11 protein-coding genes are annotated in these 13471 nt (G+C 65.2%); 1 reads left to right on the forward strand and 10 read right to left on the reverse strand.

Annotation, left to right across the window (positions count from 1 at the left end; all coding sequences use genetic code 11):
• Positions 1-35 precede the first annotated feature (35 nt).
• The 10 genes from XH85_RS42930 to XH85_RS42980 all read right to left on the reverse strand — a co-directional run bounded on the left by XH85_RS42930 (position 36) and on the right by XH85_RS42980 (position 11550).
• The gene (locus XH85_RS42930) at positions 36-1370 is read right to left on the reverse strand and encodes an HlyD family type I secretion periplasmic adaptor subunit (RefSeq protein ID WP_128936758.1); all 1335 of its coding nucleotides are present in this window, start codon (positions 1368-1370) and stop codon (positions 36-38) included.
• Positions 1367-3115, reverse strand: coding sequence for a type I secretion system permease/ATPase (locus tag XH85_RS42935; RefSeq protein ID WP_128936759.1), 1749 nt, complete (start codon positions 3113-3115; stop codon positions 1367-1369). Before XH85_RS42935 ends, XH85_RS42930 begins: the two co-directional genes overlap by 4 nt.
• Before the next feature lie 254 nt (positions 3116-3369).
• On the reverse strand, positions 3370-3639 hold the full coding sequence (locus XH85_RS42940; RefSeq protein ID WP_091890659.1) for a GlsB/YeaQ/YmgE family stress response membrane protein: 270 nt from the start codon (positions 3637-3639) through the stop codon (positions 3370-3372).
• A gap of 159 nt (positions 3640-3798) precedes the next feature.
• Entirely contained in the window at positions 3799-4776 is a 978-nt protein-coding gene (locus XH85_RS42945; RefSeq protein WP_128936760.1) for an ABC transporter ATP-binding protein, read from the reverse strand.
• Positions 4773-6188, reverse strand: a complete 1416-nt coding sequence (locus tag XH85_RS42950; protein ID WP_128936761.1) for an amidase — start codon at positions 6186-6188, stop codon at positions 4773-4775. Before XH85_RS42950 ends, XH85_RS42945 begins: the two co-directional genes overlap by 4 nt.
• Positions 6185-6382: a hypothetical protein gene (locus tag XH85_RS42955; RefSeq protein ID WP_091890669.1), complete on the reverse strand. Its 198-nt coding sequence runs from the start codon at positions 6380-6382 to the stop codon at positions 6185-6187. The genes XH85_RS42950 and XH85_RS42955 overlap by 4 nt, the downstream gene beginning before the upstream one ends.
• Positions 6379-7440, reverse strand: coding sequence for an ABC transporter ATP-binding protein (locus tag XH85_RS42960; protein WP_164939785.1), 1062 nt, complete (start codon positions 7438-7440; stop codon positions 6379-6381). The genes XH85_RS42955 and XH85_RS42960 overlap by 4 nt, the downstream gene beginning before the upstream one ends.
• 187 nt (positions 7441-7627) lie before the next feature.
• Positions 7628-8530, reverse strand: coding sequence for an ABC transporter permease (locus XH85_RS42970; protein ID WP_128936763.1), 903 nt, complete (start codon positions 8528-8530; stop codon positions 7628-7630).
• 210 nt (positions 8531-8740) lie between these two features.
• Complete coding sequence (locus tag XH85_RS42975; protein ID WP_128936764.1) at positions 8741-9694, reverse strand: ABC transporter permease; 954 nt, start codon at positions 9692-9694, stop codon at positions 8741-8743.
• A 194-nt stretch (positions 9695-9888) separates the two neighbouring features.
• Complete coding sequence (locus XH85_RS42980) at positions 9889-11550, reverse strand: ABC transporter substrate-binding protein (protein WP_128936765.1); 1662 nt, start codon at positions 11548-11550, stop codon at positions 9889-9891.
• Between the two features lie 200 nt (positions 11551-11750).
• On the opposite strand from XH85_RS42980, the gene XH85_RS42985 reads away from it, so the two are divergent.
• Complete coding sequence (locus XH85_RS42985; RefSeq protein WP_128936766.1) at positions 11751-13346, forward strand: ABC transporter substrate-binding protein; 1596 nt, start codon at positions 11751-11753, stop codon at positions 13344-13346.
• The last annotated feature ends 125 nt before the right edge of the window (positions 13347-13471 follow it).

Here is a 13471-nt window from a genome sequence, read left to right on the forward strand (position 1 = left end):
CGCAATGACGCTGGGAGATGCCGCGCTTTCGTGCGTCACTTCTCCCGGAACGCGCGCATCAGCTGGTCGTGCAGCGGCTTCATCAGATAGGACAGCATGGTGCGGTCGCCGGTCTGGACGAAGGCTTCCACGGGCATGCCCGGAATCATCTTGACGTCGCCGAGGCGGGCGACCTCTTCGGCCGGCATCGAGACGCGGATGGTGTAATAGCTCTGGCCGGTGCGCTGGTCGGTGGTGACGTCGGGCGACACGCGGCTGACGACGCCGTTGAGCTCGGGCGTGGTGCGCTGGTTGAAGGCGGACAGGCGCAACAACGTCTTCTGGCCGATCTGGAGCTTGTCGATGTCGACCGGGTTGACCTTGGCCTCGACCTGGAGATCGTCGGCCTGCGGCACGATCAGCATCAGGGCATCACCGGCGGTGACGACGCCGCCGACAGTGTGCACCGTCGATTGCAGCACCATGCCGTCCTGCGGCGCGCGGATGTCGACACGGCGGAGCTGGTCTTCGGCGGCGACCTTGCGCTCGATCAGCTCGCCGATCTTGTCGTTGGTCTCGCGCAGGTCCTTGGAGACCTCGCTGACCACGTCCTTGTCGATCTGGATGATCTGGAGCTCGGTCTCGGTGATCTTGCCCTTGGCCTGGGCGCGCGAGGCGATGTACTGCGCGCGCTCGCCGTTGAGGCGCGCCGAGTCGCGTTCGAGCTGGGTCAGGCGCGAGATCTGCACCAGGCGCTTGTCGTAGAGGTCGCGCACGCCGGTGAGCTCGTTCTGCACCAGCGCGATCTCCTGGTCCTTGGCTTTCTCCTGGGCGCTGAGACCTGCGATTTCCTCGTTGAGCTGGGTGATGCGCTCGCGCAGCTGCGCTTTCTGCCCGGTGCGGCCGTTGACGCGGACGTCGAACAGCTTGGTTTCGGCGGAGAGCAGCACCTTGACGTCAGGATCGTCGACGCGCTCGAGCAGGCTTTGCGGGAATTCGATCTTGTCGACACCGCGCTGCTCGGCCTGGAGCCGCGCCGCGCGCGCCTGCGCAGCATCGAGATTCTTGGTGACGATGGCAAGGTTGGCCTTTGTGACGGTGTCGTCGAGCCGCACCACGATGTCGCCGGCCTTGACCACGTCGCCATCGCGGGCGCGCACCTCGCCGACCACGCCGCCGGTCGGATGCTGCACTTTCTTGACGTTGGATTCGACCACGATCTGCCCCGGCGCGATCAGCGCGCCCGAGATCAGCACCGTCGAGGCCCAGCCGCCAAAACCGACGACCAGGACCAGCACGATCCCAAGCCCGAGCACCAGGTGAAACTTGATCGAATCGCGCACGGTCTTCTTTGCGGCAGGCTTCGGGCCGCCGATCGCCAACGTGCTCATGGCTTGGGTACTCCACCTTCGCTCACGATCTTGATCGGCGCCGGCGGCGTCACGCGCGGCTGGAGCACCTGGGCGAGCACCTGCTCCTTGGGACCGAAAGTCTGCATGCGGCCGTCACGCAGCACCAGGATCTGGTCGACCGCCTCGACCCCGATCGGCCGGTGCGCCACCACGACGACGATGGCGCCGCGCTCGCGCGCCGAGCGGATGGCGCGGGTCAGCGCCTCATCGCCTTCAGTGTCCAAATTGGAGTTGGGCTCGTCGAGTACGATCAGGAACGGATTGCCGTAGAGCGCGCGCGCCAGCGCAACGCGCTGCGCCTGGCCTGCGGAGAGCGCGGCGCCCTGCTCGCCGACTTGCGTGTTGTAGCCCTCGCGCATCTTGATGATCATCTCGTGCACGCCGGCCTCCTTGGCCGCGGCGATGATCGCGTCGGAGGTGGCCTCGGGATCGAACCGGCTGATGTTCTGCGCGATGGTGCCGCCGAACAATTCGACGTCCTGCGGCAGGTAGCCGATGTGGCGGCCGAGCACGTCGGACGACCATTGGTCGAGCGCCGCGCCGTCGATCCGCACCTTGCCGCGCACCGGCTGCCAGACGCCGACCAGCGCGCGGATCAGCGACGACTTGCCCGAGCCGCTCGGCCCGATCACGCCAAGGCCGTTGCCGGCGGTCAGCGCGAAGGTGATGTCCTGGACGATGAGGCGCTGGTCGCCGGGCGGCACCATGGCGACGCCTTCGACCGAGAGCCGGCTGGTGGGTGCCTGCAATTGGGTCGGCATCGCCTGCGCCGGCATCTGCTCGAGGAGCCGCGTGAGACGCTGCCAGCTCTGGCGGGCCGCGACGAAGGATTTCCAGTGCGCAATCGCCAGATCGACCGGCGCGAGCGCGCGGGCGGAGAGGATCGAGCCGGCGATGATGATGCCGGCGGTCGCCTCCTGATGGATGACGAGATAGGCACCAACCGCGAGCACGGCCGATTGCAGCATCATGCGCAGCACCTTTGCGACCGCGCCGAGACCGCCGGCGACGTCGCTCGCGCGCTGATTGCCGGCCAGATATTTTTCGTTGGCCTCGCTCCAGCGCTGATTCATGCGGCTGGCCATGCCCATGGACACCATGACTTCGGCGTTGCGGCGGCTGGCCTGGGCGAGATCGTTGCGCTGGGCGGCAAGCCCCATCGCCTCCTTCGCCGGCTGGCGGGACATGAATTCGGTGACCAGCGTCAGACCGACCAGGATGATGGCGCCGACCAGCGCGGTGATGCCGATCAGGACGTGGAAGGCGAAGCAGATGGCGAGATAGAGCGGCAGCCAGGGCAGGTCGAAGAACGCGCTTGGGCCCATGCCGCCGAGGAAGGAACGGACATTGTCGAGGTCGCGCAGCGGCTGGAGACCCTCGTTGCGGCTGCCGACCAGCAGCGGCAGTCGCACGATGGTGTCGAACACGCGCTTGTTGAGGGCCTCGTCGAGCGAAGTGCCGATCCGCCCCAGAATGCGGTTGCGGATCATGTCGAGCACGCCCTGCGCCATGTAGAGGAAGCTGGCGAGGATGATCAGGCCGACCAGGGTCGGGATGCTGCGGCTCGGCAGCACCCGGTCGTAGACCTCCAGCATGAAGATCGACCCGGTCAGATAGAGCAGGTTGATCATGCAGCTCATCAGGCCGACGCCGACGAACGCCATGCGACAAGCGCGCAAGGCGTCACCGAGCTCTGAACGGCGGACGCCAGGGATGGCTGCCATCAGTCTGATCTCTTTCGGGTGAGGGGCAATGCCCCTGATTTCAAAGGCGATTCAGGGTACTCGCCTCGGATTAACATCTGTTTTCCGGCCGTCAACGCAGTCGAATTAATCCGGGGCCCTGATGGGCCACATCTACCCCTGATAGACTTCCGCGCAAGTCCGGAATTTCACAGGCTTGCGGCTTTTTCTTGCAGGCTTTCAGGCTCTTCCCCGGAAAAGGGAGAGGCCGCAAGCTCCGATCTGCCGAACGCCGGCTAGAACCGGCCCCCGCCGCGCACCAGCCGTACCACCAGAAGCAGAATGACGGCACCAATGGCGGAATAGACGATCTCGGAGACGAGGCCGGTGCCGAGACGAATGCCGAGCTTTGGGAACAAGAGGCTTGCCACCAGGGCCCCGGCGATGCCGATCACGATGTCGCCGATGATGCCGAACCCGGCGCCCCTCACGATCTTTCCGGCCAGCCAGCCGGCGACCAGGCCGACGAACAGGATGACGAGCAAGCCTTCGTTGGAAATGTACATAAGTGAGGTCCCTCTGGCGTGAATGGCCGCATGGAACCGGAATCGGGATGAATGGGGTCTGAATGGCGTTCGTGGCTGGCCGGTTGCGGCAGTGCAGACAAAAAATGTCGAAAACAACCCCATGCACAGTAGAGCAGGCCCTGGCCGGTGCGCTCAGTATTACGACAATGCGGTGACCCGCTCCGCCAGCACGCACCTCGCCGCCCGGCCCGGTCCCACCTCCACATTCGCAGGCAGCTGCTCCAGGCAGCGCGGCTCGGCGAACTTGCAGCGGGGGGCGAAGGAGCAGTTGTGGGGTTTCTCGGCCAGCGAGGGCGGGGTGCCGGGAATGGTTTCGAGCCGCTGCCCGCGCTTGGCGCCGTGGATGGTGGAGGCAAGCAGGCCCTTGGCATAGGGATGCACCGGCGAACGGACGATGTCGCGCAGGCTCCCCTGCTCCACGATCTGGCCGGCATACATCACCGCGACGCGGTCGCAGATCTCGATGGCGACGCCGATGTCATGGGTGACGAAGATGACGGACATGCCGAACTCGCGCTGCAGCTCCCGCAGCAGCAAGAGGATCTGGATCTGCACGGTGGCATCGAGCGCGGTGGTTGGCTCGTCCGCGAGCAATATCTTGGGACGGCAGGCCAGTGCGAGTGCGATCATCGCGCGCTGGCGCATGCCGCCGGACATTTCGTGCGGATAGGCATCCAGCCGGCGCTTGGCCGAGGGGATGCGCACGACCTCGAGCATGTCGAGCGCCCTCGCCCGCCCTTCCGCAAAACTCCTGCCTTCATGGCGCACTACGCTCTCGGCAATCTGCGCGCCGATGGTGTAGACCGGATCGAGCGCGAGCGCGGGCTCCTGGAAGATCATCGAGACGGTCTGGCCGCGGAACGACGAGAGCTCCTCGTCGTTCATGGCGAGCACGTCGCGGCCCAGCACGTTGACCCTGCCCGAAATCTGCGTGCGCTTCTTCGGCAGCAGCCGCATCAGCGCACGCAACGTCACGCTCTTGCCCGAGCCGGACTCGCCGAGCAGGCCCAGCACCTCACTGTTGCCGAGCGAGAGGCTGAGATCGTTCACGGCATAGACCGTGCGCTCGCCGGTGAAGCGGATGTTGAGGCCTGAGATCTCGACGAGCTTTGTCATGACGGCAGTTTCGGCAATCGATCGTGGTAGTCGGTGACGCGCTGGAACGCGGCGCCGATGGTGAGCAAGGTGGCTTCATCGAAGGAGCGGCCGATCAGCTGCATGCCTACAGGCAGGCCGCTTCTGGTGAAGCCGGACGGCACCGTGAGCGACGGCAGGCCGAGGAAATTCACCGGGCGGGTGAACAGCGTCAGCCGCTGCAACAGCGCCGGCGCGTTCGGACCGCCGCCGACATCGCTTTCCTCGATCGTCGGCGCCGGCACCGGGGAAGCCGGTGCGATCACCGCATCCACACCCGCGGTGGCCGCGTTGTGCGCAGCGAGTGCCGGGCCGCGCCAGCGCATCGCCTCGAGATAGGTGATGGCGGGAACGGCGAGCCCGTTCTGAAGCCGCATCAGGACCTGCGCGCTGTAATCCTGCGGACGCTCGATCATCCAGCGCTTGTGGAAGGCGGCGGCTTCAGCCGCGAGCACGAGCTGGCTCGCCGAGGACAATTGCCGCTGATCCGGCAGCTCGACCGCGACGATGTCGGCGCCCTCGCGCTTGAGCACAGCGATGGTTTCGTCCAGCACCCGCGCGACCTCGCTGTCGAGATCGTCGACATAGAAGGACGCGGGCACCCCCACCTTCAGGCCCTTCAGCGAGCCCTTGGTCGCGGCGACATAGTCCGACAGCGGCTCGTGGCTACAGGTCGAATCTGCGGGGTCCGCACCGGCGATCAGCGCCAGCAGCAGCGCGCAGTCCTCGGCGGTGCGGGCGAGCGGGCCGACCGTGTCGAGCGATTGCGACAGCGGCATCGCGCCGGCGCGGCTGACCCGGCCGACGGTGGTCTTGAGACCCGTGACGCCGCAGAAATGCGCGGGCATGCGGATCGAGCCGCCGGTGTCCGAGCCGAGCGCCGCATAGGTCAGTCGCGCCGCAACCGCCGAACCGGAGCCGGACGACGAGCCGCCGGTAATGTGGGCAACGTTCCAGGGATTGCGCACCGGGCCGTAATGAGCGTTGTGCCCGGTCGGGCCATAGGCGAACTCGGCGAGGTGCAGCGTGCCGAGCCGGACCTGCCCGGCATCCTTCAACCGCTGCAAGGCGGTGGAGGTCACGGTCGGCACGTAGTCGCGGCGGATCAGCGAGCCGCAGGTCGCGACCTTGCCGGCGTCGTAATACATGTCCTTGTGCGCGAGCGGCACGCCGTGCAGCGGACCACGGACATTGCCCCTGGCGAGCTCGGCGTCGGCGGTCTCGGCCGCCTTGAGCGCGGCCTCCGCTTCAATCGACATGAAGGCATTGAGATGCGGCTGCCACTGCGCGATGCGGTGCAGCAGCGTGCGCGTCACCTCATGCGAGGACAGCTGCTTCATCGCGATCGCACGCGCGACCTCGGTGAGCGTCATCAAGGCAGGCTCGATGCTCATTTCGACACCTTCTGCGTCTGCGCGATCGGATAGAGCGCAGGCTCGAGGTCGAACGGCAGCGTGCCGGCAATGGCCGCAAAGCCTTCGAAGGCCGGGCCAATGGAATTGGAGATGCGCGTCGCGATCTCGTCATCCACGGGGACGCCGGCGATCTGCGCCATCGGCTTGATCTCTTTCGGTGTCGGTCTCGTCATGCGGTCTTCTCCCTAGGCGCACGGCTATGGCCTGAACCCGGAATCGCCATGTAGCACGCGGCCTCGTGGCCCATATTATCGAGCGCAGTGAGCTTTGGTGTCGCATTTGCGCAGAGCGGCTCCGCAAACGGACATCGGGTGTGGAAGCGGCAGCCCGAGGGCGGATCGATCGGATTGGGCGGATCGCCCGTGATCGGCGGCGTCTCGGTGCGGCTATCAGGATCGGAGGACGGCATCGCCGCCAGCAGCGCGCGCGTATAGGGATGCGCCGGCTGGTCCCAGACCTGGTCGACCGGGCCGAGCTCGACCACCTCGCCGAGATACATCACCAGCACGCGGTCGCTGATGTAGCGCACGACGTTGAGATCGTGGCTGATGAAGAGATAGGTCAGGCCGAACTCGCGCTTGAGATCGGCGAGCAGATTGAGCACCTGCGCCTCGACGGATTTGTCGAGCGCGGAGACGGCCTCGTCCAGGATCACCAGCCGCGGCGACAGCGCCAGGGCTCGCGCGATGTTGACGCGCTGGCGCTGGCCGCCGGAGATCTCGTGCGGATAGCGGCTGGCGAAGTTTTCCGGACGCAGGCCGACCTTGCCGAGCAGCTCGCGCGCCAGATTGCGCGCCGCGCCGTCGGCCATGCCGTGGACCTTGGGGCCGAAGGCGATGGATTCCTCGATCGTGAGGCGCGGATTGAGCGAGGCGTAGGAATCCTGAAACACCATCTGCATGCCGCGGCGAAGCTCGCGCAAGCTTAGCGACTGGCCGACGATCATGCCGTCATAGATGATGTCGCCGGTATCGCGCGGCATCAGATGCATCAAGAGCCGCGCGGTGGTCGACTTGCCGCAGCCGGATTCGCCGACGATGCCGACGGTCTCGCCCTTGGCGACAGAGAAGGAGACGTTGTCGACAGCGCGCACGGTGCGCTTCGCGGCGAACAGCCCGCCGCGCACGGGGAAGTGTTTTGTCAGGCCGGAGACCTGAAGCAGCGGCTGCGCAACGCCGCCGCGGTCTTCGACTTGCTCCAGCATTTCGACGGATGTGTTACTCTCGCTCATGGCCGCGGTCCTCCACCTCTCCCCACCGGGGAGAGGTCGGCGCGTAGCGTCGGGTGAGGGGGCGCGGCAAACTCGGTGGAGCGTAACCCCTCACCCGGATTGCATCTTGCGATGCAATCCGACCTCTCCCTTCGGGAGAGGTGTGGCACCAGCAACGCCATGAAAGACCGCGTCTCTCTCATCATCGTTAGTTCCTGATGTCCATGGCGCTGCGCAGGCCGTCCGAGAGCAGGTTGAAGCAGATCGAGACCGCGAAGATCATCGCACCCGGCAACGCTGCAACCCAGGGATTGACGTAGATCGCGGTGCGCAAGGTGTTGAGCATCAGGCCCCATTCCGGCTCCGGCGGCTTGGTGCCGAGGCCGAGGAAGGAAAGGCCGGCGGCCAGGATCATCGAGACCGAGATCAGGCTGGTGGCATAGACGAAGATGGCGCCGAGCACGTTGCCGAGGATGTGCACGCGCATGATGGTGAAGGCCCCCGCGCCGGAGGCGCGCGCGGCTTCGACGAAGTCCATGTTGCGCACGCCGGTGGTGACGCTCTCGGCGACGCGGGTGATCTGCGGCACGAACACGACGGTCAACGACACGATGGAATTGAGGATGCCCGCTCCCAGCGCGCCGGAGATGGCGATCGCCAGCAGCACGGAGGGAAAAGCGTAGAACACGTCGACCGTGCGCATGATCGCGGTGTTGAGCCTGCCGCCGACATAGCCGGCAACAAGACCGAGCGAGGTGCCGATGCAGAAGGCAAAGATCACCGGCAAAATGCCGATGACCAGCGACAGCCGCCCGCCATAGATCAGCCGCGCCAGCATGTCGCGGCCGAGCTCGTCGGTGCCGAGCGGATAGCCAGCGGTGCCGATGTGGCGAAGGCGGCGGATCATCGAGCCCTTGTAGGGGTCTTCGAGACCGAGCCACGGCGCGAGGATCGCGGAGAGGAAGATCAGCAGCAGCACGAGCGCGCAGGCCATACTGACCTTGTCGCGCATGATACGGCGGCCGACGGTCGCCCAATAGCCGCGCGCCCTGGTGGCGGGTGCGGCCTGAAGCGCGGCATCGGCGGTGGCGGACAATGGAAGCTCGCTCATCGGCTGGCTCCCGGTCGGTATTGATGCAATCGGTGCACGCCAAGGACGCGGTGCACCTCTCCCGCTCGCGGGAGAGGTCGCGCCGAAGGCGCGGGTGAGGGTTCTCTCCTCTTGGGGGTTCTCGATTGCGCAGACACCCTCTCCCCTACCCTCCCCCGCAGGCGGGGGAGGGAGCGCAGCTTTTGCGTGGCAGTAGCTAAACTCATCCCGCTAGCCCCGCTTGATGCGCGGGTCGATCGCGGCTTGCGCGATGTCGACCAAGAGATTGAGGAACACGAAGAACAGCGCCAGGATCAGGATCGTGCCTTGCAGCAGCGGCAGGTCGCGCTGGAAGATCGCGGAGTTGAGCAGGAAGCCCGAACCCGGCCAGGAGAACACGGTCTCGATCAGGATCGAGCCGCCGAGCATGTAACCCAGCTGGAGCCCCATCACCGCGAGCGCAGTGGGCGCGGCGTTTTTGATGACATGGCGGAACACGCCGGTTTCACGCAGGCCCTTGGCCCGCAGCGCCTCGACGAAATCCTGGCTGAGGATGTCGCCGGTGAGCGCGCGCACCGTGCGGGTGACGATGCCCATCGGGATCACCGAGGTCGTGATCGCCGGCAACACCAGATATTTCAGGTGCGCCCAGTCCCAGGTCCAGGAGTTGGAGCCGCTCGGCCCGGCGCCGACCGCGGGCAGCCAGTTCAGCTGGACCGAGAAGATGATGACGAGCAGCATGCCGAGCCAGTAATGCGGCACCGAGACGCCGGCGATCGCGAAGGAGGTCGCGACCTTGTCGATCCAGGTCTCGCGAAAATAGCCGGCGATCAGGCCGAACAGGATGCCCATGGTGAAGCCGATGATGGCCGCGGCAATCGCCAGCGTGACGGTGTTGCCGACCGCGCGCATGACCTCGGCCAGCACGGGACGCCCCGTGGCGATGGAATTGCCGAGATCGCCATGCAGCGCGCGCAGCAACCAGAGCCCGAACTGCACCGGCAGCGGCCGGTCGAAGCCGTAGGCGGCGCGCAGCTGCGCGGCGAGCTCCTGCGAGGCGTCAGCCGGCAGCACGGCCACGAGCGGATCGCCCGGCGTGATGTGCACGAGCAGAAAGCACACCAGCGCCACGCTGATGACGATCGGGACGACGTAGACGATGCGTCTGGCGATATAGGTAAGCACGTTGTTTCTTTTCTTTCCTTCTCCCCTTGTGGGAGAAGGTGGCGCGAAGCGCCGGATGAGGGGTTGTTTCCGCGGATGACATTGCAGCGATCGAGAGGTTCGCATCCGCGGAGAGAGACCCCTCACCCGGCTTCGCTAACGCGAAGCCACCCTCTCCCACAGGGGGAGAGGGTACACTGAGCACGCGGCGCGAATTATTGCTTCATCGACACCGGCGAGAAGTCGATGAACCAGCTCTTCGGCTGCACGACGCCTGTCACCTTCGGGCTCATGGCGCGAGGGCCGACGTCGTGGGCGACGTAGAGGAAGGCGGCGTCGTCGACGGAGGCCGCGTGCAGCTCGGCCAGCGCAGCGTCACGCGCAGCGGGATCGAAGGTCTGGCGCGCCTTCTTCACGAGGTCGTCGAATTTGGGGTTGTTGATGAAGCCCCAATTGTTCGACACCGGCGGCGCCATGCCCGATTGCAGGAAGCGCACCAGCGCGAAGAACGGGTCCATCGCCGCATAGGTGACGTTGGTCGCGTTCGCGCCGTTGGCTGAGGGATCCTTGGCGCCGCGGCGCCAGTTGGTGAACAGCGTGTTCCATTCGATGACGTCGAGCTGCACGTCGAAATAGCATTCGGCCAGGGCCTGCTGGAGATATTCGTTCATCGGCAATGGCTGCATCTGGCCCGAGCCGGAGGCGGAGGTCTGGGTCTTTACCGTCAGCTTCTTGTTCGGACCGAAGCCGGCCTCCTGCATCAGCTTTTGTGCAGCCGCCTTATCATACTTGATCTCGAAGCTCGGCTTGCCGCGCCAGGGATGACCGGGCTCGAAGGTGCCGGTCGCCGGCACCATCAGGCCGGCAAGCAGGCCATCCTTCAGGCCCTCGCGGTCGACACAGAGGTTCGCGGCCTTGCGCACGCGGATGTCGTTCCAGGGCGAGCCTTCGACACGCGAGAATTGCCACGGCCAGACATGCGGCTGCTCGTTGGCGTAGAGCTTGAAGCCGCGCTGCTTGAGCTCGGGCAGCGCATCCGGCGCCGGGGCCTCGACCCAATCGACCTGCCCCGAGAGCAGCGCCGCGGTGCGCGCGTTGGCTTCCGGCATCGGCAGCAGCACCATCTTGTCGACCTTGGGCACACGAGCCTTGTCCCAGTAGTTCGCGTTCTTGACCAGCTCGAGCCGTTCGCGCGGGGTGAAGCTCGCCATCTTCCACGGGCCGGTGCCCGAGGCGTCCCTGGCGAAGGCGGTCCAGGCGGCTTGCGACTTCGCCTTGGCGTCAGCGCCTTCGGCCTTATCGTAAAAGGCCTGCCACTTCGCCGGGCTCGCCATGAACAAATTGGTGAGGTTGATCGGCAGGAAGCTGTCGGGCTCCTTGGTGGTGAGCTCGACCGTCATGTCGTCGATCTTCTTCGCAGACGCCAGCGTCGGCATGCGCGAGGCCGTGACGCCGACCTGGCTGGCGTCGAATTGCGGCGCGTCCTGCTTCAAGACCTTCTCGACATTCCATACCACGGCGTCCGCATTGAACGGCGAGCCGTCATGGAAGGTCACGCCGGGACGCAGCTTGAAGACCCACTTGGTCTTGTCGGCGTCGTCGACCTTCCACTCGGTGGCAAGGCCCGGGATCACCACGCTCGCCTTGTCGGCCGAGGACAGGTCCCAGCCGGTAAGCCCGTCATACATGGTGAGGCCGGTGAAGCGGTTGCCTTCAAAACCCTGGTCGGGCTGGCCCAGCGTGCGCGGAATATCGGCGGCGGTCATGCCGATGCGCAGCACAGTTTCGGCACTGGCGACGCGCGGACATGCGGCCGCCGTGCCGAGCGCCAGGAGCGCGATCAGCGCGGCATGTGTCTTGTTTTTCTTGATAAGCATCGCCTCAATCCTTTTCCGGCTTCAATGACTATTTTTGATGCAATCGTATGCAATGGCTATGCCAAAGAGAAACTTATTCTGCCATTTGTCACTGCGACGACAAGTCCTTGTGAGGCGCGCGCGGGCGAACGCATCGCCCTGCCTATTCTGGCATCAAGATTGCAAGTTTGGTCCCGATGTCTCCTGGGAGCCTTGGGCCAATGCGTATTCGACTGTCGACCTGTCTCGCCGTGCTTGCGCTGGCGGCCTCCGCAATCTCGGCGCGCGCCGAAAGTGTCGTACGCTACGGCATCTCGATGGCGGACATTCCGCTGACGACGGGCCAGCCCGATCGCGGCGCCGGCGCTTATCAGTTCACCGCCTACACGATCTACGATCCCTTGATCGCCTGGGAGATGGACGTCGCCGATCGCCCTGGCAAGCTGGTGCCGGGGCTCGCCACCGAATGGAAGGTCGACGATGCCGACAAGACCAAATGGCGCTTCACTTTGCGCAAAGGCGTGAAGTTTCACGACGGCAGCGAGTTCAATGCCGACGCGGTGATCTGGAATCTGGACAAGGTCCTCAACGACAAGGCGCCGCAATTCGACAAGCGGCAGAGCGCGCAGGTGAAGACCCGACTGCCCTCGGTCGCGAGCTACGCCAAGATCGACGACTTCACGGTGGAGATCACAACCAAGACGGTCGATTCCTTCTTTCCCTATCAGATGCTGTGGTTCCTGGTGTCGAGCCCGGCGCAATACGACAAGCTCGGCAAGGACTGGGACAAGTTCGCCAGCCAGCCGTCGGGCACCGGACCGTTAAAACTGACGAAGCTGGTGCCGCGCGAGCTCGCGGAGCTCACCAAGAACCCCGACTACTGGAACAAGAAGCGCATTCCCAAGGCCGACAAGATCGTGCTGGTGCCAATGCCGGAGGCGCTGACGCGCACCAACGCGCTGCTTGCGGGGCAAGTCGACCTGATCGAAACGCCCGCGCCGGATGCCGTGCCGCAGCTGAAAGCCGCCGGCATGAAGCTCGTCGACAACATCACGCCGCATGTCTGGAATTATCATCTCAGCGTGCTGCCGGGCTCGCCCTGGACCGACATCCGCCTGCGCAAGGCGCTGAACCTCGCGATCGATCGCGAGGCGGTGGTCGGGCTGATGAACGGCTTGGCAAAGCCAGCCAAGGGTCAGGTCGATCCGTCCAGCCCGTGGTTCGGCAAACCGAGCTTCGAGCTGAAATACGATCTCGCCGCAGCGAAGAAGCTGGTCGAAGAGGCCGGCTACTCCAAGGCGAAGCCGCTGAAGACCACCTTCATCATCGCGCAGGGCGGCACCGGCCAGATGCTGTCGCTGCCGATGAACGAATTCCTGCAGCAGAGTTTCAAGGAGATCGGCATCGAGATCGACTTCAAGGTCGTCGAGCTCGAGACACTATATACACACTGGCGCAAGGGCGCGGCCGACGAGATGAACGCCGGCATCACCGCCAACAACATCGCCTATGTCACCTCGGATCCGCTCTACGCCATTGTCCGCTTCTTCCATTCCGGGCAGATCGCGCCTGTTGGCGTCAACTGGGGCGGCTACAAGAACCCTGAGGTCGATGCGTTGATCGACGAGGCCAAGCAGACCTTCGATTCCGCCAAACAGGACGCACTGCTGGCGCAGGCGCATGCGCTGATCGTGAACGATGCTGCGCTGGTCTGGGTGGTCCACGACACCAATCCCCACGCGCTCTCGCCGAAGATCAAGCAGTTCGTGCAGGCGCAGCACTGGTTCCAGGATTTGACGACGATCGGGGTGGAGTGAGGCGGGCCCTCAGCTTCGGCAGACATTTGGTTAGAAGGCACACTCGCGCAAAACACTCAGTCTCGTAGGGTGGGCAAAGCGTAGCGTGCCCACCATTCGACCTCGGTGAGAGCGGATGGTGGGCA

This window comes from Bradyrhizobium zhanjiangense (genome assembly GCF_004114935.1).
GTDB lineage: Bacteria > Pseudomonadota > Alphaproteobacteria > Rhizobiales > Xanthobacteraceae > Bradyrhizobium > Bradyrhizobium zhanjiangense.

Coding starts and splice junctions, on each gene's coding strand:
- XH85_RS42930 (WP_128936758.1), bottom strand. CDS start 1,370: ATGAGCACGTTGGCGATCGGCGGCCCGAAGCCTGCCGCAAAGAAGACC.
- XH85_RS42935 (WP_128936759.1), bottom strand. CDS start 3,115: ATGGCAGCCATCCCTGGCGTCCGCCGTTCAGAGCTCGGTGACGCCTTG.
- XH85_RS42940 (WP_091890659.1), bottom strand. CDS start 3,639: ATGTACATTTCCAACGAAGGCTTGCTCGTCATCCTGTTCGTCGGCCTG.
- XH85_RS42945 (WP_128936760.1), bottom strand. CDS start 4,776: ATGACAAAGCTCGTCGAGATCTCAGGCCTCAACATCCGCTTCACCGGC.
- XH85_RS42950 (WP_128936761.1), bottom strand. CDS start 6,188: ATGAGCATCGAGCCTGCCTTGATGACGCTCACCGAGGTCGCGCGTGCG.
- XH85_RS42955 (WP_091890669.1), bottom strand. CDS start 6,382: ATGACGAGACCGACACCGAAAGAGATCAAGCCGATGGCGCAGATCGCC.
- XH85_RS42960 (WP_164939785.1), bottom strand. CDS start 7,440: ATGAGCGAGAGTAACACATCCGTCGAAATGCTGGAGCAAGTCGAAGAC.
- XH85_RS42970 (WP_128936763.1), bottom strand. CDS start 8,530: ATGAGCGAGCTTCCATTGTCCGCCACCGCCGATGCCGCGCTTCAGGCC.
- XH85_RS42980 (WP_128936765.1), bottom strand. CDS start 11,550: ATGCTTATCAAGAAAAACAAGACACATGCCGCGCTGATCGCGCTCCTG.
- XH85_RS42985 (WP_128936766.1), top strand. CDS start 11,751: ATGCGTATTCGACTGTCGACCTGTCTCGCCGTGCTTGCGCTGGCGGCC.